The following is a 24484-nucleotide window of genomic DNA, read 5'->3' as shown; positions in this document are numbered from 1 at the left end:
GCAAAATGAGGGGTTTTTACTCTGAAATTATTCATTAAAAAATATTTTATAAAATAAATAAAAAATTATAAAAACAAGAAAGAACTTATGGATATAATCTTACTAGGTGGTAGTAATAGTGTAGTTAAAAATGGTCTTAGAATAGGCCTTGAAAATAAAAACATTACACTACATAATTACGCTTTAGGACTTAGTACTTCTTTGCAAAATCTTTATGAGTTAATACGCCATAAAAAAACTATAATCAACAGTGATTTTCTCATCAGCGAATCAAATATCAATGATTATTTAAGCCCTATGAGCTTAAATATTATACTTAGAAATATTGATTATTTTTACGAAGAACTTTACAAAGCAAACAAAATTACTATAGTGCTTATGCTCCCCATACCAGCTTGTAATGATAAATCAAAAGCTATCAATGAAGCTCATAGGAAAAATTGTGCTCATTATGGTTTTAATCTAATCGATGTAGATCTTTACTACCAAAAAAATAATCTTTATGATTTTGATCAAAACTATAAATTCCACCCTATGCCACTAGCTATGCAAGAGCTTGGTAAAAACATCATTAAAAATTTACACAGCTTTAAAAAATCCAAAGAAAATATCATTTGCTCAAAAAGAAAATTTCATATCTTTACGCCATCAAATTCAACTAAAATAGAGCATAAAAACTCATTTTTTTGTGAAAAAACTACAAAGATTAAAGCTAATGAAAAAATCATTTTTCCAAAAGAGTTCAAAAATTATCAAATCTTAGGCATACACACTTGGAATCACGCCAGTTTATCAAATCATGCTATATCATCTATAAGCATTGAAAACTCATCTTTTAAATTAGTAAAAAATTTTGGACTTATCAATACTTTTCAAGATATACAAAATGAAAAAGCAATTTGTGATGAGCAAACCTTTTTGTATGTTAATACACAAATTATCAAGCAAAGCGAGGAAAGTTCGGGCTTAAGCATAGCAAATGAAAAAACACCAAGACTTGATTATGTGGACTTAATAGGAATTTTACTTTTAGAAAAAGATGATGATAAAAAAATTGAATGTAAAATTCAACTTATAAATGCTTATGAGCTTTTGATACCACCTATAGCATTTTATAAAGAATTAGTGCTAGAATACCATGAACTAAAAAAACTTGATATGCAAACATTTTTACAAAGTCAAAATCATAATCTTTTGCGTTTTTTAAATCATAAAGGCTTAAAAAATGAATATGAGATATTTATCCACCAAAACAATAAACTTTATGGAGCTAGCTTAAGGATAAAAGAAAGACTAAGCTATAAGCTTGGGGAAGCTATCATGAAAAATAGTAAAAGTTATCTAGGATATTTTAAAATACCTTTTGAATTGAGAAAAATCAAAAAAGAGCATTTTAAAAATCAAAAAGATCAAAAAAACCTACCGCCACTAAAAGCTTATGCAGACTATAAACACGCTCAAATAGCCAAAACACATTTGCCTTATCTTTTAGGTAATGCACTTTTGCAAGCCTCAAGAACTCCTTTTAAAATAGGCTATTTAAGCTTACCCTTTAAACTAAAAAAAATTGCAAAAAACTATAAAAAGAAAATTTAATCTAAACTAGTATTTTTGAAAAAATTTCCATTGACTTGGGTTTTATATATCACATAATTTCTAAATTTAGCGTGCAAAACAGCATCAGGCTTATATGCCCTGCATTCTTTCCAAAAAGTATGCAAGCTTTTTTGATAAGTCAAACCTTCAACATCATAAAAGGCTTTTCCCATAACTTTTAAAGGGCTATTGTGATATAAAGCAGAAAGCCCTACTGTGCTATTTATGACTATAGTACCCCTTGCATTGATTAAGAGCGTAGGTAAGTGTAAGTCATGTACATATAAAATTCTACCCTCAACATTGTATCTTAAACTCAAATCTTCTATAAGTTTGGTATAGTCCCTATAACCACGGTCCATAGGATGGTGTTTAAAAACTAGGTATGACTTTGCTTTGGCATGATTAGCAAAAGAGATAATCACCTCTTCTATAAATTTTTCTGTAGTTTTTTTATAATGATGGGAGAGTTGAGTATCATTATGCACTTGTAAAATAGCCAAAAAATACTTTTGCTTTAGGGAAAGAATTTTTTCGTTTAAACTTTTTTCTGTGATTTTGTATTTGTTTTTTCTATATACTGAGCAAAGCCAAGGTAAAAAGTCAAATAGTTTTAAACTTCTATGATGTAAAGAATTATTAAAATACCAAGAAAATAAAAAAGCAAAAAGCCAGTATAAAAATGAAGCAAAGGCCATATTTTTAAAAGTGCTTGAGAAAGTTTTAAATTTAAAATCTTTATCAAATTTTTTCTGACTTAGATAAAATTCTTTTTCTCTTGGTAAAGTGGAGTTTGCATTCACTCCATCTTTTTCAAAAGTAATGAAGTTTGGTCTTATATAACCTTCTTCAAAAATCCATACTTCAATACCCATTTGTTTAGCAACATTAATGGCTATTTCATGAACTTTTCTACAATCATTATACATAATGATAACTTGAATTTGTTTTTCTTCAAAAAGCTTTTTATAAAAGTCTTCAAGCTCGGCTAAACTTTTAGTGTAATTAATGCTTTTAAAAGGATAAAAGAAAAAATCTCCTCCATTAAAATTTACTTTATAAACATTAGCTTTTGGAATTTTTATAGCAATTTTGCGAAAAAATCCTCCCACAGGCCCTTGGAGTAACAAAACATTTTTACCGGAAAATTTTTTTAACTTCTTACTTAAATTCATCTAATCAAAATAAATTCTATTAATCTTCTTATTTTTCTTAATATATAAATTCTTATATCTATAAACCAACGTAAATAAAATTTAGAAAAATAATCTTTTTGCATTTTTAGCATTATATCCAATGCAAGCTCAACTTCACATAAATTTTTACTTTTTGGATGGATGTATCTTGGATAAAGGATCAAAACCCCCGCAACAAGCTCTTCTAAACTAAGCACTCTTGTACGTCTTGGAATTTCATATAAATCGCTTGTCAAACCCCAACCTGCATAAAAAGGCTTGCCATAAACTACTACTTTTTTACCACGCAAAAGAGCGTCAAAACCACTTGTAGAGGTTATAGTATGCACTTCATCACATGCATTTATAGCGCTATCTATGCTGACATCTTCTATAATCTCATCGCAATATTTTAAAATAATGCTTTTATCTTTTAAGCCTTTACGGTTACCGCTTAAAACATCAGGATGAGGTTTAAAAACTAAGAAGGCGTTTTCATTAGCCTTTCTTACACTTTGTAAAAGTTTTAAGGTATCAAAGCCTGCACCACCTAAGATCATAGAAGCATCATCTTCTACTTGAGCAGGGATTAAAATAATTTTTTTATTGGTATTAAAATTTAATTTTTCATGTTTTAAACCATTATACTTTGAAAATTTATTTTGTGTGATAGTAGAGATGAGCTTTTTAGCTCTTTGTTTTAAACTCTCATCAAAAACATAATTTTGTAAAATATCTTCTAAATCACTTGGCTTGCTTGAATCAACATATAAACCCTTACTATCTACTATCAAAGAAAAAGGGCGTGTAAGATCTGAGCCTAAAAAAACAGAGCGTAAAAAGCCATCTTCTACTAAGAAAATTTCATTATTAAAATCTTTAGCTAGTAAAGTTTTATCATATTTTTTACCCCAGATAAAAATTTTATCTTCAGGATTTAACTTAGCTTTATAAAGTTCACTCGGTGAGTTTAAAAAAATGATTTTATTATTCTTGGCTTTAAAAAATGGCTTCATAAACCAACGCTTCCACAAAGTAAAACCCAAAAAATATAAAGTATTAGAATTAACTTGTTCTATCTTTTTATACTTTGCTAAAGTATAAATGGTATCAAAGATGTCGCTTTTTTGATTTAAGTAAGGATTAAAATACTCACTATATAAAATATAAGTAGCATAAAAAACTTCTTCTAGACTTCTTTTTTTGAGCCTTCTTTTACACGCTTGTTTATCTTGGGTTAAACCCCAACCCGCATAAAATGGCACACCATAACACACACATTCACATCCCAACATCAAAGCTTCAAAACCCATACCAGAAGTCTTAGTATAGACTTTCTTAAAATGACTTAATAGTTCTATGGGATTATAATTTTCCTTTATAACTACACATTTACTTGGCAAATCTTGTGCATTAAAATCACTTTGTTTTTTACCGCTTAATACATCAGGATGAATTTTAATATATATTTTAGCATTTGGATTTTCTTTAATGGTGTCATTTATAATTTCTTGGGTTGAAAAACTATCAGCTAAGCCAAATTTTAATGAAGCATCATTTGCTACTTGAGTAATAATTAATACACGTTCTTCATTAGTGCTAAAAAGATCTTTTGGTATGCAAAGATTATTGTTATACTTACTAAGTTTTTCTGTTTTTATAAGCTCTATAGCTTTTTTTGCTTGCTCTAGTTCTTTGGTACTAAACTCATAAGTATTTAAAATATTTTCAAGCTTAGATGGAGCTGTGGCGTCATAATAAATTCCCACTTCATCTTTGACGATAGAAAAACTCGGGCTTTTCTCTACACCTAAATTTAATGAACGTAAAAAACCATCTTCTAAAAGCAAAAATTTTACATTATACTTTTTAGCTAGTGCTATGGCTTTTAAACCTGACTTTTTTCTACCCCAACCAACAAAAATATCTTCTTTGCCGGTATTTTTGCAAATATGATATAAATTTATTTTGTAAAAATTTTCGATATTTTCTTTTAATCTTTTAGATGTGGTATATAATTTCATAAATCTCTCTTTAAATTAAAGAAAGATTATATCAAATTTTCTTACTCTTAAATTCCCTCTTCAACTTCCCAATTTCAAATAGCAGTTTGACATACCCCCCCCCATACCAAGTTTTATTAGCTTGTATAAGAGCTTGTCCTAGTTTATAAGAAAGATGATTTTTTAATTTTAAAGCTTCTTTGTAATCAGGATAATCTTCTAATATAGGTAGTTTTAAAGAAGGATCTTTTTTTATTTTTTCTTGATAGACTTTTTGTTCTTGTTTATGTGAAATCATTATACTTAATAATGCCATAGGCATTATTAAGTAACCTAGGAAAGATTTAGAATTAACTATCATAGCTTGACCTAGTTTATAAGAGAGTTGGTTTTGAATTCTTGTTTTAGCTGTGCCATATTTAGTTTGGAAAGATAATTTAGATTGGATTTGATTGAGTTGAGTTGATTTTTCTTGTATATTACTTTGCAATTGATTGATATGATTTATATTGGAATTTATAATATTATCTTTCTCTTTGATGGTATTGTTAAGATTGCTTATTTGTATCAATTTTGCTTCATTATCTTTTAATGTTGCTTGTAAGGATTTTATTTGAGTAGTTTGATCAATAATAATTTTATCTTTATTCTGAACGATATTGATTTTATCTGCAATAGTTTGATTTTTGGTTTTCACAATATAAGCTATAAATTCAGCTATCCTATCCCAATACTCTGGTTTCATTTCCTTAAGTTCGTAATTTTCTTTATAATTACTTAAATCTTTCTTAGGAAACAATCTTTCTTTGTGGGGAAAGAATTCCTTTCTTACCCATTCATTTGATTCCTCGAAATAATCTATATAAGACTGCATTATTTCTTTTGGAGGTTGAAATTTAAGATGAGGGTCTTTAGAGGTGAAGTGTTTTAATACAAAATGATGCAAATCTCCCCTAAATATATTTCTGATATTATTAACAAAAAGAGGTAATATACTATTAACTCTTCTAAGCAACTCTATTCCCAATAAATCTAAACTCTCATTTTGCTTTGGAGGTATAATAAACTCATCATCCCATTCTAAGCCTATACTATGTATAAAATCTTTTAATAAATCTCCTTGATAAAATTCATTTTTATCAAATAATCTTACAATTAAATTTTCTTTACCAAAAATTTCCCCCCACCACTGTAATGTTTGTTTATGATTGCAAATGTGATGAAAATGAAATAAATTTTTTTTGTATCCTGAACTATATTCTTCATTTTTCATTTCTAATTTAAAATCATCTATTTCTGCCCATTTAATAGCCTCAGAAAATAATGATTTTAGCATTTCGTTTACATCTCGAATATAGCATACTACTTGAATATTTGTAAATCCTATTTTTTTTAAAAATTTATATAATTTGATAATTTCTCGCTTGCAGGTTAATCTTGATTGTAATAACTCAGAAGAAAAAACCGTTATGTAGTTAACATTTATTTCATGGTTAATTTTATTAAAAATGCTTTTTTTATGTTTCTTAATAGCTTGCAGATCCCACAAAGAATTATTTAAAATATAACTATCTTTTTTAGTTAAAGAATACCCTAAAAAAGCTAAATCCCAATGATTTTTTATGCCTATGGATTGCAAAAAAATATAATTATATTTTTTCAGAATTATATCTCTATTTATATATAAAAATTCTTGTATACTAGTACTTCCAGTTTTTTCCAAGCCTATATGGATGTAAACTGTCATTTTTACTCCACTATAAAATATGGATTTAATAAATTTTCTTTATTATACACTAAAGGTTTTTTGGTATAAAAATCATAGGTCATTTTCCCAACCTCTCTGACTATAGCATCAGCAGCAGCTACATCCCACTCCATAGTAGGAGCTAATCTTGGGTAAATATCTGCCTCATTACTAGCTACCAAGCATAGCTTTAAAGAACTTCCCATAGAGATAAACTCTTTTTGCTTGGTTGTTTGAATACTATCTACAAAATTTTTTGTTTGCTCATTTAAGTGTGATTTACTAGCTACAATTTTTAAAAAATCGTCATTTCTTTGTAAAGGTAACTTTATGCCATTTTTAAAAGCGCCTTCACCCTTTTTAGCACTATATAGCAAATCCAATGCTGGAGCATAAACTACACCCAAAACTGGAGTATCTTTATAAATCAAAGCTATATTTATAGTAAATTCTCCATTTTTGTTAATAAACTCTTTAGTACCATCAATTGGATCTATACACCAAAAATATTCCCAATTTTTTCTTTGTTCATAAGGTATAGTTTTATTTTCTTCTGAAAGTATAGGAATGTTAAATTTAGCAAGCTCTTTGCAAATAATCTCATTTGAGATGATATCTGCTTCACTTAAAGGTGAATTATCATCTTTATAAAAAATTTTAAAATCTTGATTATAAATTTCTAAGACATTTGCACCTGCTTTTATAGCTATGGAGGTTATATCTTGTAGATTAATTTTATTTATCATTACATAATATCGCTTTTTATTTTATTTAAAATTATACCTACATTCTCATTAAGATCTTCTTTTGTTATGCGTATATGTGGGTTTTTAGGTTTTTCATAAGGACTATCTATACCTGTGAAATTTTTAATCTCACCGTTTCTTGCTTTTTTATAAAGTCCTTTTGGATCTCTTTTTTCACAAATTTCCAAAGGTGTATCAACAAATATTTCTATATATTCATCCTCATCTAAAAGATCTTTTATAAGTTTTCTATCTTTTTCAAAAGGTGATATAAAAGCGCAAAGTACTATCATACCAGCATCTACAAAAAGCTTACATACCTCTCCTATGCGTCTTATGTTTTCTACTCTTGAAACCTCATCAAAACCCAAATCTTTATTAAGTCCATGACGTACATTATCCCCATCTAAAAGATAAGTATGAAAACCTTGCTCAAAAAGTTTTTTTTCAACCGCATTTGCCAAAGTAGATTTACCACTGCCACTAAGCCCACTAAACCACAAAACACATGGTTTTTGATTTTTAAGTTTAGCTCTTTGAGTTTTTGTAATGCTACTTACATACCAAGTTAAATTTTTACTCATTTTTTTCCTTAAAAACTAAAAAATACCGGAGTTATAGTTAAAACAATAGCTGAATAAGTCAAAGAAACTATCCATCCTATTTTTATAAAATCAGTAGTTTTATACCCACAAATTGAACCTACCATCAAGTGAGTTTGATAACCATGTGGCATTAAAAAAGCACAACTTGCCCCATAAGCAACCGCTAATATAAACGGAGTTGGATTAACTTCAAGCGCTAAAGCAGTACTATAAGCAATAGGAAAAGCCAAAGCTGCGGCAGCGTTATTGGTAATGATTTCAGTTAAAAGCAAAGTTAGAAGATAAATTCCCACAAAACTACCATATAATCCATACACTCCAAAAGTTCCTATAATAAACTCAGCCAAATCTTTAGCCAAACCACTATCAACTAAAACTTTAGTAATGGCTAAAGAAGATCCTACTATGATAAAAATTTCCAAAGGAAAGCGTCTTTTTACCTCATCAAAACTTATGATTTTAAATACAAACAAGCAAACTAAAAACACTAACAGCGCTTTAAGCAAAGATACTAATTCTAAAGCCGATAAAGTGATAATAGCTAAAAACACAAAAATCACTATAAAACTTTGGATATTACTTAACTTTTGATTTTGCATGATATTTGAGATAACGTAAAAGTTTTTATTGATATTATCTCTTGAGTAAAAGTCCTTACCCACACTTAAAATAAGCCTATCTCCAGCTTGTAATAAACTTTGACCAATTTTTGAAATATTTTTTGAGCCCCTTTTTAGGGCTACAATCCCAGCATCAAATTTAGCTCTAAAGTTTGCTTCTTTAACGCTTTTTCCTATCAAATTTGACCCAGAATTTATCACGACATCTACTAAATTTAATGTTTCTAGTTTTAAATCTTGTGAGCCAATTTGCAAGCCATTAAATTTTTTCAAAACTTCTAAATGTGTAACATCTCCACTAAAAATTAACTCATCTCCTTCTTTAATAAACTCATTGTGACTAACAGGGGTGATAAGCTCATCTTTTCTTTGAATTTCAAGTAAAAACAAAAACTCTAAATTTCTTAAGCCATTTTCTTGTATAGTTTTTCCCACTAATGAGCTATTTTTCAACACTTTAGCATTGATCAAATACTCATTAATGGTATTTTCTTTTTCTTTATACTCAGGCAATAAAAAACTAAAAATCAAAAGTACTATAAGCACACCAACACTTATACAAAAACCCACCGCAAAAAAATCAAAAATCTTTAAACTTTCCAAGCCATTTTGCACTACAAAAGAATTGACTATCAAGTTAGTTGAAGTGCCTATCAAAGTCATCGTTCCACCAACTATGGAAAAATATGAAAGTGGAATGAGTAGTTTAGAAGGAGCTTGAAATTTGTTATTTTTTATAATACTCATAAAACTTGCCACTACTGCAGTATTATTTAAAAAAGCTGAAATACTAGCTGTAACAACTCCAAGTTTTAAAAGTGATAGATGATAATTTTTACCTATGATGAATTTAGAACACCAACTTATCACAACGCTTTTTTCTATAGCTAGCGAAACTAACAAAAGCAAAATAAGCACTATCAAAGATTCGCTCGTATAAGAGCTAAGCCAGGTGTTTAAATTTAAATACCCTAAAAGATAATAAAGCACAGCTACACTACCAAATAAAATAAAAGGTTTAATTTTATTGCTAATTAGCAAAATAAGCAAGATTAAAATGCTTAATGCGACAATAATTTTCATATTTTTTTACATTCCCATTCAGGATAGTTTTTTCTAATGTAAGCATTAAGTTCTATTTCTGCTTGAGTGTAAAATCTACTCTTTTCTTCGCTTACTAAAATTTCTTCTACCATACCCGCTGCTAAGGTTTCATTAGAGTATTTATCTATGATGATAAAACTTCCTAAAGTTTTATTGTCCTTATAAGCTTTAAGAGCTGTTTTTTTATTAAGCTTTAAGGTGCATTTAGCAATATCATTGAGTTTTAATTCATCGCTTTGAAATTCTTTGAAAGTATTAATGTCTTTTTTAAAATCAATTTTTTCAAATACTACATTGGCAGTTAAATTTGCTATTTTGATAAGATAGTTTTCATTTAAATTAAATTTAACCTCACTCATCCATATTACCATAGCTTTAAAAGAATTTGAAATTTCTATGCTATGATTTTTAGAAGCTATTACATCGCCTCTTGAAATGTCTATCTCATCTTCTAAAGTTAAAGTTATAGCACTTGGAAAGCTAGCATTTTTAGCACTTTGAACCTTTTCATTTTTATCAGGTATATTTAGGCTTTTAATACTAGGTGTGATGATTTGTTTTATTTTACTTGTTTTTAAAGAAGGTAAAATCACAACTTCATCTTTGATATTTATACTACCACTAGCAATATTTCCACAAAAACCTCTAAAATTTAAATGAGGGCGATTGACATATTGCACACTCATGATAAACTCATCACTTAAACTAGTAGCAATAGGCAAAGTATCTAAAAGCTCAGATAAGGTTTTTCCATTATACCAAGGCATATTAATACTTTTAGAAGCTATGTTGTCTCCATCTAATGCACATATAGGAACAAAGTGGGTTTTAATACACTCATGATTTTTTAAGTATGGTAGAATTTCTTGATAATTTTTACAGATTATATTAAAAATTTCTTGATTATAATCAATCAAATCCATTTTATTCACAGCAATAATAAATTGTTTTATACCAAGCAAACTCGCTATATAAGAATGTCTTTTAGTTTGAGCTAAAACCCCTTTTCTTGCATCTACAAGTATGATGGCAATATCAGCTGTACTAGCACCTGTTGCCATATTTCTAGTGTATTGCTCATGGCCTGGGGTATCTGCTATGATGAATTTTCTTTTTTCACTTGTGAAAAATCTATATGCTACATCTATAGTTATACCTTGCTCTCTCTCACTTGCAAGACCATCTACTAAAAGTGCAAAATCAAGCTTTTCCCCTGCATTACCAAGCTTTTTACTATCTTTTTCTAAAGATAAAATTTGATCTTCAAAAAGCATTTTTGCATCATAAAGCATTCTACCTATAAGGGTTGATTTACCATCATCTACACTACCACAAGTAATAAATCTACAAAGCTCTTTATTTTCATGTTCTTTTAGGTATCTTTCTACATTTGTTTTCATCAAAAATACCCTTCTTTTTTCTTTTTTTCCATACTTGCTTCTTCATCGGTATCTATAAGCCTACCTTGTCTTTCACTTGTTTTAGAAAGTAAAAGCTCTTCGATGATTTCTAAAACATTGCTGGCATTTGAATTTATAGCTCCAGTTAGTGGGTAGCAACCTAGAGTTCTAAAACGAACTAATTCTTCTTTGGCATTTTTAGCAAGTTCTTTTGGCATACGCTCATCATCAACTAAAATTTTAGCCCCCATGTACTCTACTACTGGTCGTTTTTTAGCAAAATAAAGACTTGGTAAAGGAATATTTTCTTTGTAAATATACTGCCATATATCAAGTTCAGTCCAATTACTAAGCGGAAAAACTCTTATGGATTCACCTTTTTTATGACGACCGTTGTAAATATCCCATAATTCTGGGCGTTGATTTTTTGGATCCCATGAGTGATTTTCATCACGAAAAGAATAAATTCTTTCCTTTGCGCGCGATTTTTCTTCATCTCTTCTTGCACCACCAAATACCGCATCAAATTGATACAAATCAAGCATTTGTTTTAAACCTTGTGTTTTAGCAATATCTGTATGCATAGAAGAGCCATGTGTAAATGGAGAAAGATTTAATTCTTTGATTTTAGGATTTTGATAGACTATAAGCTCCATACCAAGCTCTTTGGCGCGTTTGTCTCTAAATTCTATCATCTCTTTAAATTTCCATGTGGTATCTACATGCACCAAAGGAAGTGGAGGTAAGCTTGGGTAAAATGCTTTTTGTAAAAGATGAAGCATAACCGAGCTGTCTTTACCTATACTATAAAGCATAGCTGGTTTTTCAAACTCGGCTATCACCTCACGGATAATATGAATAGACTCTGATTCTAAATACTCTAAATGGGTCATTTTTACTCCACTATAAAATATGGATTTAATAAATTTTCTTTATTATACACTAAAGGTTTTTTGGTATAAAAATCATAGGTCATTTTCCCAACCTCTCTGACTATAGCATCAGCAGCAGCTACATCCCACTCCATAGTAGGAGCTAATCTTGGGTAAATATCTGCCTCATTACTAGCTACCAAGCATAGCTTTAAAGAACTTCCCATAGAGATAAACTCTTTTTGCTTGGTTGTTTGAATACTATCTACAAAATTTTTTGTTTGCTCATTTAAGTGTGATTTACTAGCTACAATTTTTAAAAAATCGTCATTTCTTTGTAAAGGTAACTTTATGCCATTTTTAAAAGCGCCTTCACCCTTTTTAGCACTATATAGCAAATCCAATGCTGGAGCATAAACTACACCCAAAACTGGAGTATCTTTATAAATCAAAGCTATATTTATAGTAAATTCTCCATTTTTGTTAATAAACTCTTTAGTACCATCAATTGGATCTATACACCAAAAATATTCCCAATTTTTTCTTTGTTCATAAGGTATAGTTTTATTTTCTTCTGAAAGTATAGGAATGTTAAATTTAGCAAGCTCTTTGCAAATAATCTCATTTGAGATGATATCTGCTTCACTTAAAGGTGAATTATCATCTTTATAAAAAATTTTAAAATCTTGATTATAAATTTCTAAGACATTTGCACCTGCTTTTATAGCTATGGAGGTTATATCTTTTAAGTTAATCTGACTAAACATGATTAACCTTTTCTTTAAATTTTCTTTTCAACTTCCTAATTTCAAATAGCAGTTTGACATACCCCCCCCATACCAAGTTTTATTAGCTTGTATAAGAGCTTGTCCTAGTTTATAAGAAAGATGATTTTTTAATTTTAAAGCTTCTTTGTAATCAGGATAATCTTCTAATATAGGTAGTTTTAAAGAAGGATCTTTTTTTATTTTTTCTTGATAGACTTTTTGTTCTTGTTTATGTGAAATCATTATACTTAATAATGCCATAGGCATTATTAAGTAACCTAGGAAAGATTTAGAATTAACTATCATAGCTTGACCTAGTTTATAAGAGAGTTGGTTTTGAATTCTTGTTTTAGCTGTGCCATATTTAGTTTGGAAAGATAATTTAGATTGGATTTGATTGAGTTGAGTTGATTTTTCTTGTATATTACTTTGCAATTGATTGATATGATTTATATTGGAATTTATAATATTATCTTTCTCTTTGATGGTATTGTTAAGATTGCTTATTTGTATCAATTTTGCTTCATTATCTTTTAATGTTGCTTGTAAGGATTTTATTTGAGTAGTTTGATCAATAATAATTTTATCTTTATTCTGAACGATATTGATTTTATCTGCAATAGTTTGATTTTTGGTTTTCACAATATAAGCTATAAATTCAGCTATCCTATCCCAATACTCTGGTTTCATTTCCTTAAGTTCGTAATTTTCTTTATAATTACTTAAATCTTTCTTAGGAAACAATCTTTCTTTGTGGGGAAAGAATTCCTTTCTTACCCATTCATTTGATTCCTCGAAATAATCTATATAAGACTGCATTATTTCTTTTGGAGGTTGAAATTTAAGATGAGGGTCTTTAGAGGTACATAAATATGCACCAGAAATAGTACTTGGAAGCAAATGCTTGCAACTTTTATTAGTTCTTCTAAGCAACTCTATTCCCAATAAATCTAAACTCTCATTTTGCTTTGGAGGTATAATAAACTCATCATCCCATTCTAAGCCTATACTATGTATAAAATCTTTTAATAAATCTCCTTGATAAAATTCATTTTTATCAAATAATCTTACAATTAAATTTTCTTTACCAAAAACTTCTCCCCAAGATTCGCAAATCCATTTGTAATCAAAGTTATATTTTTTAAAATGTTTTTCAGGACTAGTTTCATAAGAAATATACTGATGTGCATTTTTTATATCTTGCGATGAAAATGAGATCATTAAATCAGCTGGATTTCTAATATAAAGTATAATAAAAATTTTAGTAAAACCTAACAAAATTAAAAGATTTTTTAACCCAAGTATATTTTTTTTATCCCCTATGGACCATACAAATCCTTCCGATGAAAATATAGTGCTAATTTTATCATCTATTTCATTTTTTAATTTATCAAAAAAAACATTATTATAACTATCTGCTTTTTTTTGAAATTCACAAGACAAAGTAACCAATTTCCAATGTTGTTTATCTTTTTCTATACTTAAAGGATATAAAAATTTATTTTGTTTTAACTTACTCCTATTTTCAAAAAGAAAATTTTGGATAGTTGTTGTCCCTGTTTTAGGTGTCCCAATATGTACATATGCAACCATTAATAACCTCTACTAACATAATATCTTTAAAAAACCTTCTCTAAGGCTTATATTTTGTTCCCAATTTGGTAGCTTTTCTCCACCTTCAAAAGGTATAAAATTTTCTCTATTAGAATAAGGTAATACACCCCAAATAATATTTAATTTTTCTTGAACACATTCTTCAAAGATATTTGATAACTGCTTCAAGGTAATTCTTTCTTTTGAATGTAAAGCATAAATTGTATTATTTATATTTTTTTTATTCTCAAAGTTATTAATACATTTTTCAAAAGCATTAATAACATCGTCAATATAAAGCATATCAATAATTTGTTCTCCACCACTCATTCTGATAACTTCTTTAGTCTCTAAAGACTTTTTCCATAAATTAATAATTTTTGGACGCCAATCATTTGGTCCATATGTATCATTTAATAAAATAGTTACAAATTTATATTTAGCAATCTGAATATAATAATTTGCAATATTTAAAAAAGCTGTTTTTGTTGCTGCATATAAATTAAGAGGATTGTTTGACAAGTTTTGATAGAATTGCCAAAAAGTTCCAATATTTATAAACCAACCAGAAAAACCAATTAAATATAAAATTTCCAATAATTCAACACCAAATAAAATATTAGAATCAATTAAATCTTTTAAATCTTCAGACCTATGATGCTTTAAATATAAAGTCGCAAGATGTAAAACTCCATCTATTTGTTCTTTTTGAAGGTTTTCTTTTAGCACAGCAAAATCTTCATAATAGCAAATTTTGCAATAATCTCTGATTTTATCTATATTGCTGTTCTTTCTTACTAATGCAACAATCTCGTATCTATCATGCATTTGTAGTATAAAATTAGTCCCTATAAAACCAGTTGCACCAGTTACTAAAATTTTCACTTATTTTATCCATCTTAAATTATAAACAATCTTATCTTGTCTTTCGATCAAAGGTTTGAACTCCATCCAAGCTGTAGCTATAACTAAAACATCACATTCAGAAACGATCTCATCAAGATTATTTTTATAATACAATTTATAATCATAAGTCTTAGCAAACACATCATTTGCTATAGGATCATAAGCATATATATTTTCAAAACCCAAATTTAAAAGTTTAGAAATCAAGGTAGCAGATTTAGTATCTCTTACATCATCACTTCCTGGCTTAAAACTTAGACCTAAAATTGCAATTTTTTTATCCTTAGAAACTTCTTTTTGTATTTTATAAGCGTAAAAATCAAGAATTTCATCATTAATTTTTAAAATATCATTTAAAATTTTTGCTTCATATCCTTTATCTTTGCTTTTTTTATATAAAGCAAGAGTATCCTTAGGTAAGCAATATCCACCAAAACCCATTCCAGGATATAAATAACTAGTTATATCACTAGGATTTCCACTAAATCTTTTATCACTATGTAATATTTTAAAAGCACTTATAACATCTATATCACCTATATTTTGCGCAATCATGCTCATTTCATTAGCATAACTTATATTTAGACTTAAAGTAGTATTACTAAGATATTTAATAAATTCACCTGTATTTAAAGAAGTAAAAAATATAGGCGAATTAAAAGGCTTATACAAATCTTCTAACTCTTGAAAAATTTGTGCATCCTGACTACCAATAACCACCCTATCGGGATTCATAAAATCACTATAAGCAAACCCTTCTCTTAAAAATTCAGGGTTATTTACAAGATGGCATTTTTGCCCTACACTAAGACCTAAAAATTCTAAATGTGGGATAAAAACTTCTTTGCAACTTGAAGGTGGAACTGTAGATTTTATTACCAAAATCGGCTCTTTTTGGCATTTATCTAAATTTTCTGCAGTTGTCTTAAGTGCATCTAATAAAAAACTCAAATCAGCACTTCCATCTTCACTCATAGGTGTACCAATACAATAAAATATAATTTTAGCTTCTTCTAATGCTTCTGTTACATCATTAGTGATTTTCAATTTTTTTTCCAAAACATCATTTAATGCTTCTGGTAATCCTTCTTCATGAAATGGTATTTTTCCATCGTTAAGCAACAAAGCTTTATTTTTATCTATCTCATATCCAATAACATCAAAGCCTTTTTTTGCAAATCCAACTGCTGTAGTAAGACCAACAAAACCCAATCCAAAAACTGCTACTTTTAACGACTTCATAAAAGCTCTCCGTTTTCTTTTTCAATTTTCAAAAATTTTAAAAATCTTCTCACACCATCTCCGACTAAAATAGTAGGATTATATTGCAATTTATTTCTAGCTTTATCAATAATTGGACATCTACGATTTGGATTATCTTTTAAATAATTTTTATCTTCTGAAACAGCAAAGTTAACTTGTGGCTCAAAATTAAAAATTTCTTTTGAATATTTAGCATATATATATGATAACTCTTTTATAGAAATTTCAGGTTTATCAATGCCTATATTAAAATAATCAAATTTTCCATGGACTAAAACCTTTAAATATCCTACAATAGCATCAGCAATGTAACAAAAAGTTCTTTTTGGAGATCCATCACTAAGAATTTCTATATTTTTACCTTCTATAACTGCTTTAGCAAAATCTGCAGGTACTCTTTTATCTCCTATACTCATTCCTGGACCATAGTTATTAAAAGGTCTTGCTATAGTAATTGGCATATTAAACTTTTGTGCAAATAAAGAACACATTGTCTCTCCAAATCTTTTAGACTCATCATAACATGCTCTAGGACCTACACAAGCTACATTACCTCTATATTCCTCATCAGTTGGAATTTGACTAATATCAGGATCACCATAAATTTCAGAACTAGAAAAAAATAAAAATCCTTTAATGTTTTTATTTTTATAAAAATCAAGCAAAGAGCGTAACCCCCAGATATTTGCATCTAGAGTCTCTATAGGATAAGTACGATAAAACATAGGACTTGCAATACTTGCAGCATGAATTATCAAATCAGCACTATGAGCATCTTTTAAAAGATCGATTTTATCATTTATAATATCAAATTTATGAAGCTCTAAAATATCAGAATAATCATTCGATAAGTGTTCTAACCATTTTGGCTTTCTAAGCATAAAGTTATCTAATGCAATAATTTTTTTTATATTTAAATCTTTTGAATATTTTACAAAAAAATTAATAAAATAAAATCCCAAAAAACCTGCACACCCTGTAAATAAAATTGTAGTGTTATCAAATTTTTGTTTTTCAACTTTGGTTAGAGAATTATAAATATACTCTAAATCCTCTATTACTATTGGATTATCTAAGCAATTATAAGAATTCATAACAACCTCCAACTTACTTTTGTTTTGCACAAAATTCTTGAATTTTGCATATCATATATTCAATCATTTCTTCACTCATACCTGGATAAACCCCGATCCAAAAACTATCATTCATTATTTTTTCTGTTACCTCTAAATTTCCTACTACTCTATAATCCCTATCCTTTTCTAAAGAATCAAAAACAGGATGTCTTATAATATTACCCGCAAATAATGTTCTTGTTTGAATATTACATTCTTCCAAGAAACTAGTAAATTCGTTACGAGTAAATTTTACACCATCTTTTAGAGTAATCATAAAACCAAACCAACTTGGTTGAGAATTTGGCTGTGTTTCTACCAAATGAAGTTCACTAAGATTTTTTAGTCCATTATATAGTTTTTGATAATTTTTTTGTCTTTTTTCTATAAATTCAGGAAGCTTTTCAAGCTGAGCACAACCTATCGCAGCTTGCATATCTGTAGCCTTTAAATTAAAACCAAAATGAGAATATACATATTTATGATCATATCCCTTTGGTAAACTTCCAAACTGCTGAGTAAAGCGACAACCACAAGTATTATCTTTTCCTCCTTTACACCAACAATCTCTCCCCCAATCTCTCATAGATAATATAATTTTTTTAAGCAAAGGATTGTTAGTATAAACAGCTCCACCCTCTCCCATGGTTATATGATGAGCTGGGTAAAATGAACTTGTACCTATATCTCCCCAAGTACCAGTATATTTATCATCATATTTAGAACCTAATGCATCACAATTATCCTCAATCAACCAAAGATTATTTTTATCACAAAACTCTTTAATAGCTTTAATATTGAAAGGATTACCCAAGCTATGTGCGATCATAATCGCTTTAGTTTTAGAACTTAAAGCTTTTTCAAGTTGAGTTACATCAACATTAGCAAATTGCAATTCCATATCAACAAAAACAGGAACTGCTCCATATTGGACAACAGGGGCAATTGTTGTTGGAAATCCTGCAGCTACAGTTATAACTTCATCGCCTCTTTTAATTTGTTTTTCCTTTAGCAATGGCGAAGTTAAGGTATAAAAGGCCAATAAATTTGCAGATGAACCAGAATTAACTAAAAAGGCCCATTTCACTCCTAAAAAATTAGCAAGATTTTTTTCAAACTGTTCAGAGTATCTTCCAGCAGTGAGCCAAAAATCTAATGAACTATCAATTAAATTCTCCATTTCTTTCTCATCAAAAACACGCCCTGCATAATTTATCTTAGTTTTTCCTTCTATAAACCGTGTTTGTTTATTTATATGATATAACTTATAGTACTCTTTGACTTTATTTAAAATATCTTGTTTTAATGCATCAGAATTCATTCAATCCCCTTTATTTTTAATTGTTCCATAAAGCCCATGGAGCTTTATTTTCCATCCACATTTTTGTAAGATCGTTTTTATCTTTTAAAGTATCCATACATTTCCAAAAACCATGGTGTTGGTAGCTATAAAGCTCACCATCTTGTGCTAAATTTCTTAATGGTGCTTGTTCAAAAACTGTCATATCGCCTTCTTTAATATAGTCAAACACTTTAGGTTCACATACAAAAAAACCACCGTTTATCCATCCTGCATTATTTAAACTAGCATCACCTTTTGGTTTTTCTGTAAAACTTTTTATACGGTTTGTTGAATTATCAATATCCAAAGCGCCAAATTTTCCCTCAGGAAGCACAGAAGTCATTGTGATAGCTTTGCCGTGGTTTTTATGAAATTTTATTAGTTCATTGATATTTACATCACTAACACCATCACCATAAGTAAGCATAAAAGTCCCATCACCCACATAATCTTTAGCATGCAAAATCCTACCACCTGTCATGGAATCTTGCCCAGTATAAAGCATAGTTACTCTCCATGGTTCATGTCTAGTATTATGAATTTGAACAGAATTATCTGACATATCTACCGTTATATCACTGTATTGTGTATAGTAGTTTATAAAATAATCTTTTATAATATGTCCTTTATACCCTGTCAAAATAATAAAGTCATTAAATCCATAATAACTATAAATTTTCATTATATGCCATAAAATAGGTTTTCCACCTATTTCTACCATCGGTTTTGGCTTTAAACCTGTTTCCTCAGAAAGCCTTGTTCCAAGACCACCTGCCAAAATTAACACTTTCATTTTATACCTTTCCAACCACCCTTTTCAATTTCCTAATCTCAAACCACATCTTAACATATCCACCCTTATACCAAGTTTTATTAGCTTGTATAAGAGCTTGTCCTAGTTTATAAGAAAGATGATTTTTTAATTTTAAAGCTTCTTTGTAATCAGGATAATCTTCTAATATAGGTAGTTTTAAAGAAGGAACTTTTTTTATTTTTTCTTGATAGACTTTTTGTTCTTGTTTATGTGAAATCATTATACTTAATAATGCCATAGGCATTATTAAGTAACCTAGGAAAGATTTAGAATTAACTATCATAGCTTGACCTAGTTTATAAGAGAGTTGGTTTTGAATTCTTGTTTTAGCTGTGCCATATTTAGTTTGGAAAGATAATTTAGATTGGATTTGATTGAGTTGAGTTATATTGGATTTTATAATACTATCTTTTTCTTTGATAGTATTGTTAAGAGTATTATTAGAAGTTTGAATTTGTACTAATTTTAATTCATTGTCTTTTATTTTTACTTGTAAGGATTTTATTTGAGAAATAACAGTATTTTGATAAACATCTACTTTGTTATTTTCAATTGTTTTATATATCTCAATTAATTCTTCTTTAAATACTGGAGTTTGCATTGCGATATGCCACCAAGTATCATAATAAGGATATTTTATAAATTTAAAGTCTTGATCTAGGTGAGAATAAGGTGTAACCCAAGGCTTTCTACAACAATGCGTAAAATGAGCAATTTGAATATTCCTTTCAGACTGTTCAAATTCACTACGTGTATATTTCCAATATGGTTTTAAACTTTCTCCTTTAAAAGTTACTTTTTTTCCTAATCTACCTATAACATAATGACCACCTATCCAAAAATTCCATCTTGGTGATAATTCATAAATATCATCACCCAATACAGCATTTATCAAATCTTGTTCTACCCATTTTGGAATATAATGCTGAAATAATAATTCGCATTGCTGCGCAATATTCTTTTGTCTCCATTGTTTAAGATCAATCAACATCACATCTACATTTGAATAGCACTCTGGATAAGGAAAAATAAAATCTGGTTTTTTTATGTCCCTTGATTTCATACTTCTTAGAAAGCCTTTAAAATTAAAGCAATCTGGCGCCATGCCAACTGTTTTATTTTGCAAATCCACTTCAATGAGTTTTTTTATATCCCCAAGTACTAAAACATCAACACCTAAAAAAATACATTTATCAACATCACTAGGTAATGCGTCTGCAATTTTTAGCCGCCAAAAACTTGCAGTAGAACCTGCATAAATTGGATGATTTTTGTACTCATCTTCATTAATAAAAAATAATGAAATATTGACAGTATAGTTTTCATTAAGCTTTTTTTCAAAAATATTAATTTGTTCCAACATTGACTTGCTTATTAGAGACGAAGTTATAATATAAAAACGATACTCTTCTTTATGACTTCCATGCATTAATATACTTGTAATTACAACAGCACAATACTTAATATACTCAATACTACATGAAAAAGCAATATGCAACATTAAAATTCCTTAAATCTAGAATAAAATAAATAATAATCCTCAGGTATCCCAATATCAATAAAATAATCATCAAAAATTTGAGTTTGTATTTCTAATATCTTATGATTTACTTGCAAAAATTCTTCAAAAGAAAATTTTTTCTCCAAATCAAATTCATCAAACAAATCTTTTTTCAGCAAGTATGCACCACCATTGATTAAACCTTGTTTTTTAAATACCTTTTCTTCAAAAGATATTACAATCCCTTGATCATTAACATTTACAGTACCATACCGATCAAAATTTTGCATTTGCTTTAGCGCGATGCAAATTTTACTATCATTTAAAACAAGTTTTTTTAGATCAATATCAAATATAGTATCACCATTTAAAACATAAGCTTGATTTTGTATCAATTTCAAAGCATCTTTTATAGCTCCACCTGTACCTAAAAGCTCTTTTTCAATATTATAGCGTATTTTCATACCTTCAAATTCATCTTTAAAGCACTCTTGGATGAGTTCATATTTATATGAAACACTTAGAATAACTTCAGTGATTCCTTGTTTTTTTAAATACTCTAAAACAAAGGCTAAAAATGGTTTTCCATTAATAGGCGCCATAGGCTTTGGAAGATCTTGCACTACGCTTTTTAACCTTGTGCCAAGACCTCCTGCTAAAACTATAGCTTGCAATCAAATCCCTTACCAAAAAGCTCTTCTTCTACTATAGCACAGATGATATGCCCTATCAAAATATGCGCTTCTTGAATCCTTGGTGTACAAGTTGATGGCACTTTAATACAATAATCACAAAGTTCATTCATAGTACCACCACTAGTTCCGGTTAAACCTATGCTTAAAATTCCTTTTTCTTTACAAATTTCTAAAGCTTTTAAGATATTTTTACTATTTCCACTTGTAGAAATTCCTATAAATACATCTCCACTCACACCTTGTGCTTGTACTTGTCTTGCAAATAAATTTTCATAACCATAGTCATTACCAATGGCTGTTAAAATACTCGTATCAGTACTTAAAGCAATACTTGCAATACCAGGTCTGTCAAAGTAAAATCTACTCACAAACTCCCCAGCTATATGCTGTGCATCAGCTGCACTTCCTCCATTGCCTGCTAGTAAAGTTTTATTGCCATTTTTATAAGCATTGATCACTTTTAAAGATACCTCTTTAATCAAACTGATCATATCATTATCATTTAAAATCTTAGTTTTAATATCAATTGAATCACTAAAATGAGATTTTATATATAAATTTAAATTTTCCATGACTTTGCTCCTTCTTTGGTGAAGTAGAATTCTTGCACATATCCTTGTTGATCATTTAGAATTTTTTTAAGTTTATATTTTTTTATAGGATCAACCATAAAAAACATAAACCCTCCAGCACCAGCTCCACTTGTTTTGCCACTATAGGCACCATTTTCCATGGCTAAGTGATAAATTCTCTCAAGCTCATCATTACTTACTATATCAGAAATGATCTTTTTTGACTGCCATGATTTACCTAGGATTTGAGCTATTTTATCAAAATCAGCTCTAAATAATGCTTCTTTCATATTTAGCGCATCTTGTTTTATTGCATGCATAGCATTAAGTGAATTTTTATCTCCTAGTTTTCCTTTTTTATGTTCTTCTATATCTTTAGCTTCTCTGGTGATATTTGTAAAATAAAGTAAAACTCTAGCCTCAAGTTCACTTGCTATCCAATTTTTAATGCGCAAAGGATTAACTATCACTCTTTTTTGATCATAAAATTCCATAAAGTTAAACCCACCAAAAGTTGCAGCGTATTGATCTTGTGCACCGCCTACTATAGCCATATCTTCTCGCTCAATCTCATACGCCAAACGTGCGATCTCATACTCACCTAAAGGCAAATTCAGCCACTCAGCAAATGCTTTGATAATACCCACCACCAAAGTAGAGCTACCACCAAGCCCGCTACCACTTGGTACATCTGAATAAGTATGTAATGAAAAACTTAAAGGTTTTTTAACATAATCTCTTACTAAACGATTATAAATTGCTTTATAAAGATCTAGTTTACCATCATTCTCTAAAAAATCTTTACTTTTATATTCTACTTTTATATTTGTATCCGAAGAATCAAAGATGATTTTTTCATCATTTCTTTCTACTAAAGTACAATGCACATACAAAGATATCGTCGCATTTAAAACATAACCTACATACTGATCACAATATAAATTTATATCAGTACCTCCACCAGCCAAACCTAAACGCAATGGGGTTTGAGAACGAATTATCATGATTGCTACCTATTAAGTGGAATTCTACCCATAGAGATTTCTTTTCTCCAATGATTTAGTAAATCTTCAAACATCTGCCTAGCTGGAATTTCTGGCTTCCAGTTGATATAGCTTTTGATTTTAGTATTGTCAAACATTTGATAATCTGCATCAATAGGACGCAATCTTTCTTCTTCTTGTTCTACCTTGATGTCTTTTCTTGTAGAAAAACTCAAAAGTATGTCGATAACCTCAGGAAGTTTAAAAGCTTCTTCACCTGCTATATTAAAAGCTTCACCACAAGGAATTTTTCCTTTTTCACTTTCTAATGAAAGTAAATAATAAGCCCTTATAGCATCTCTGGCATCTTGAAAAGTTCTTACGCTTGATAAATTTCCTACTTTAATAACTGGTTCTTGATAACCTGCTTCAATCAATGCGATTTGTTTTGCAACAGTACTTTCAAAAAATACATCAGAGCGTCTTGGGCCACTATGAGTTCCCATTCTAGTGACATAAGTTTTTATACCATAAGCCTCACCGTAAAATCTTCCCAAATAGTCCGTACCGATTTTACTTATACTATAAGGACTCGCACCATGAAAAGTTGTATCTTCATTTAACTTAATACCTACTTTTGCCCTACCATAAACTTCACTAGAAGAACACACATGCACTACAGGATCATAACCATCTTTATCTTTTAATAATCTAATATTTTCTAAAATATTTGCTGTACCTATGATATTAGTTTGCAAAGTTTCTATAGGTATATCAAAAGAAGTTTTCGGGTAAGACTGCGCAGCTAAATGAAAAATTACATCTGGTCTTTTGCTCTCAAAAAGCTTTTGAATACTCGAATAATCATTCAAATCAGCATAAAAAATACTGATTCTATCTTTTTTGTTAATCCTATCACTTAAATGATAGATATTATCCATAGGTTCTTGCCAACGCATCATGCCTATAATATCATAATCTGTGTTTTCCAGCAAAAAGTCCGCCATTTGCGAACCAACTTGACCTGTAAAGCCTGTAATTAATACTGTTCTCATATGTATATCT

21 protein-coding genes are annotated in these 24484 nt (G+C 29.1%); 1 reads left to right on the top strand and 20 read right to left on the bottom strand.

From position 1 onward, the window contains the following. The first annotated feature begins 87 nt into the window (after nucleotides 1-87). A complete protein-coding gene (locus CLLT_RS01620; RefSeq protein WP_074692652.1) occupies nucleotides 88-1596 on the top strand; it encodes a DUF8374 domain-containing protein in 1509 nt (502 codons plus the stop codon). On the opposite strand, the gene kpsS is transcribed toward CLLT_RS01620, so the two are convergent. The 20 genes from kpsS to CLLT_RS01520 are packed head-to-tail and all read right to left on the bottom strand — an operon-like array spanning nucleotide 1593 to nucleotide 24474. After that, nucleotides 1593-2771 (bottom strand): capsule polysaccharide modification protein KpsS, encoded by a 1179-nt coding sequence (gene kpsS / locus CLLT_RS01615; RefSeq protein ID WP_074692653.1) that lies wholly within the window; start codon nucleotides 2769-2771, stop codon nucleotides 1593-1595. The genes CLLT_RS01620 and kpsS overlap by 4 nt on opposite strands. Next, nucleotides 2768-4795, bottom strand: coding sequence for a capsule polysaccharide biogenesis protein (locus CLLT_RS01610; RefSeq protein ID WP_074692654.1), 2028 nt, complete (start codon nucleotides 4793-4795; stop codon nucleotides 2768-2770). The genes kpsS and CLLT_RS01610 overlap by 4 nt, the downstream gene beginning before the upstream one ends. A 31-nt stretch (nucleotides 4796-4826) precedes the next feature. Beyond that, on the bottom strand, nucleotides 4827-6521 hold the full coding sequence (locus CLLT_RS07900; protein WP_236585207.1) for a DUF8374 domain-containing protein: 1695 nt from the start codon (nucleotides 6519-6521) through the stop codon (nucleotides 4827-4829). A gap of 2 nt (nucleotides 6522-6523) precedes the next feature. Next, on the bottom strand, nucleotides 6524-7267 hold the full coding sequence (cysQ, locus tag CLLT_RS01600; protein WP_115613979.1) for a 3'(2'),5'-bisphosphate nucleotidase CysQ: 744 nt from the start codon (nucleotides 7265-7267) through the stop codon (nucleotides 6524-6526). Further along, on the bottom strand, nucleotides 7267-7851 hold the full coding sequence (cysC, locus tag CLLT_RS01595; protein WP_074693115.1) for an adenylyl-sulfate kinase: 585 nt from the start codon (nucleotides 7849-7851) through the stop codon (nucleotides 7267-7269). Before cysC ends, cysQ (CLLT_RS01600) begins: the two co-directional genes overlap by 1 nt. An 8-nt stretch (nucleotides 7852-7859) precedes the next feature. Continuing rightward, nucleotides 7860-9575, bottom strand: coding sequence for an SLC13 family permease (locus CLLT_RS01590; RefSeq protein ID WP_074693116.1), 1716 nt, complete (start codon nucleotides 9573-9575; stop codon nucleotides 7860-7862). Next, nucleotides 9572-10996 carry a sulfate adenylyltransferase subunit CysN gene (gene cysN / locus CLLT_RS01585; RefSeq protein ID WP_074693118.1) on the bottom strand — a complete coding sequence of 475 codons (1425 nt, stop codon included), beginning with the start codon at nucleotides 10994-10996 and terminating at the stop codon, nucleotides 9572-9574. The genes CLLT_RS01590 and cysN overlap by 4 nt, the downstream gene beginning before the upstream one ends. Continuing rightward, nucleotides 10996-11889 (bottom strand): sulfate adenylyltransferase subunit CysD, encoded by an 894-nt coding sequence (gene cysD, locus CLLT_RS01580; protein ID WP_074693120.1) that lies wholly within the window; start codon nucleotides 11887-11889, stop codon nucleotides 10996-10998. Before cysD ends, cysN begins: the two co-directional genes overlap by 1 nt. Before the next feature lie 2 nt (nucleotides 11890-11891). After that, complete coding sequence (cysQ, locus tag CLLT_RS01575; RefSeq protein WP_115613978.1) at nucleotides 11892-12635, bottom strand: 3'(2'),5'-bisphosphate nucleotidase CysQ; 744 nt, start codon at nucleotides 12633-12635, stop codon at nucleotides 11892-11894. A gap of 27 nt (nucleotides 12636-12662) precedes the next feature. After that, nucleotides 12663-14228: a DUF8374 domain-containing protein gene (locus tag CLLT_RS01570; protein ID WP_176316450.1), complete on the bottom strand. Its 1566-nt coding sequence runs from the start codon at nucleotides 14226-14228 to the stop codon at nucleotides 12663-12665. Nucleotides 14229-14240: 12 nt separating this feature from the next. Beyond that, nucleotides 14241-15113, bottom strand: a complete 873-nt coding sequence (locus CLLT_RS01565) for an NAD-dependent epimerase/dehydratase family protein (protein ID WP_074693113.1) — start codon at nucleotides 15111-15113, stop codon at nucleotides 14241-14243. After that, complete coding sequence (locus tag CLLT_RS01560) at nucleotides 15114-16376, bottom strand: UDP-glucose dehydrogenase family protein (RefSeq protein ID WP_074693112.1); 1263 nt, start codon at nucleotides 16374-16376, stop codon at nucleotides 15114-15116. Next, nucleotides 16373-17491 (bottom strand): NAD-dependent epimerase/dehydratase family protein, encoded by a 1119-nt coding sequence (locus CLLT_RS01555; RefSeq protein ID WP_074693110.1) that lies wholly within the window; start codon nucleotides 17489-17491, stop codon nucleotides 16373-16375. Before CLLT_RS01555 ends, CLLT_RS01560 begins: the two co-directional genes overlap by 4 nt. 13 nt (nucleotides 17492-17504) lie before the next feature. Then, a complete protein-coding gene (gene rfbH / locus CLLT_RS01550) occupies nucleotides 17505-18833 on the bottom strand; it encodes a lipopolysaccharide biosynthesis protein RfbH (protein WP_074693108.1) in 1329 nt (442 codons plus the stop codon). A gap of 16 nt (nucleotides 18834-18849) precedes the next feature. Then, nucleotides 18850-19647, bottom strand: a complete 798-nt coding sequence (gene rfbF / locus CLLT_RS01545; RefSeq protein WP_074693106.1) for a glucose-1-phosphate cytidylyltransferase — start codon at nucleotides 19645-19647, stop codon at nucleotides 18850-18852. Between the two features lies 1 nt (nucleotide 19648). Next, entirely contained in the window at nucleotides 19649-21169 is a 1521-nt protein-coding gene (locus CLLT_RS01540) for a glycosyltransferase family 8 protein (RefSeq protein WP_115613977.1), read from the bottom strand. Then, on the bottom strand, nucleotides 21169-21843 hold the full coding sequence (gene hddC / locus CLLT_RS01535) for a D-glycero-D-manno-heptose 1-phosphate guanosyltransferase (protein WP_074693103.1): 675 nt from the start codon (nucleotides 21841-21843) through the stop codon (nucleotides 21169-21171). Before hddC ends, CLLT_RS01540 begins: the two co-directional genes overlap by 1 nt. Next, nucleotides 21831-22436, bottom strand: coding sequence for a D-sedoheptulose 7-phosphate isomerase (gene gmhA2, locus CLLT_RS01530; RefSeq protein ID WP_074693102.1), 606 nt, complete (start codon nucleotides 22434-22436; stop codon nucleotides 21831-21833). Before gmhA2 ends, hddC begins: the two co-directional genes overlap by 13 nt. Continuing rightward, entirely contained in the window at nucleotides 22424-23443 is a 1020-nt protein-coding gene (gene hddA, locus CLLT_RS01525) for a D-glycero-D-manno-heptose 7-phosphate kinase (RefSeq protein ID WP_115613976.1), read from the bottom strand. The genes gmhA2 and hddA overlap by 13 nt, the downstream gene beginning before the upstream one ends. A 2-nt stretch (nucleotides 23444-23445) precedes the next feature. After that, nucleotides 23446-24474, bottom strand: coding sequence for a GDP-mannose 4,6-dehydratase (locus tag CLLT_RS01520; protein ID WP_074693099.1), 1029 nt, complete (start codon nucleotides 24472-24474; stop codon nucleotides 23446-23448). Between the last annotated feature and the right edge of the window lie 10 nt (nucleotides 24475-24484).

It is taken from the genome of Campylobacter lari subsp. lari, from assembly GCF_013372185.1.
Classification (GTDB): Bacteria; Campylobacterota; Campylobacteria; order Campylobacterales; family Campylobacteraceae; genus Campylobacter_D; species Campylobacter_D lari.
The sequence above is the reverse complement of the archived record's forward strand: the minus strand, read 5'-3'. Positions and strand labels throughout refer to the sequence as shown.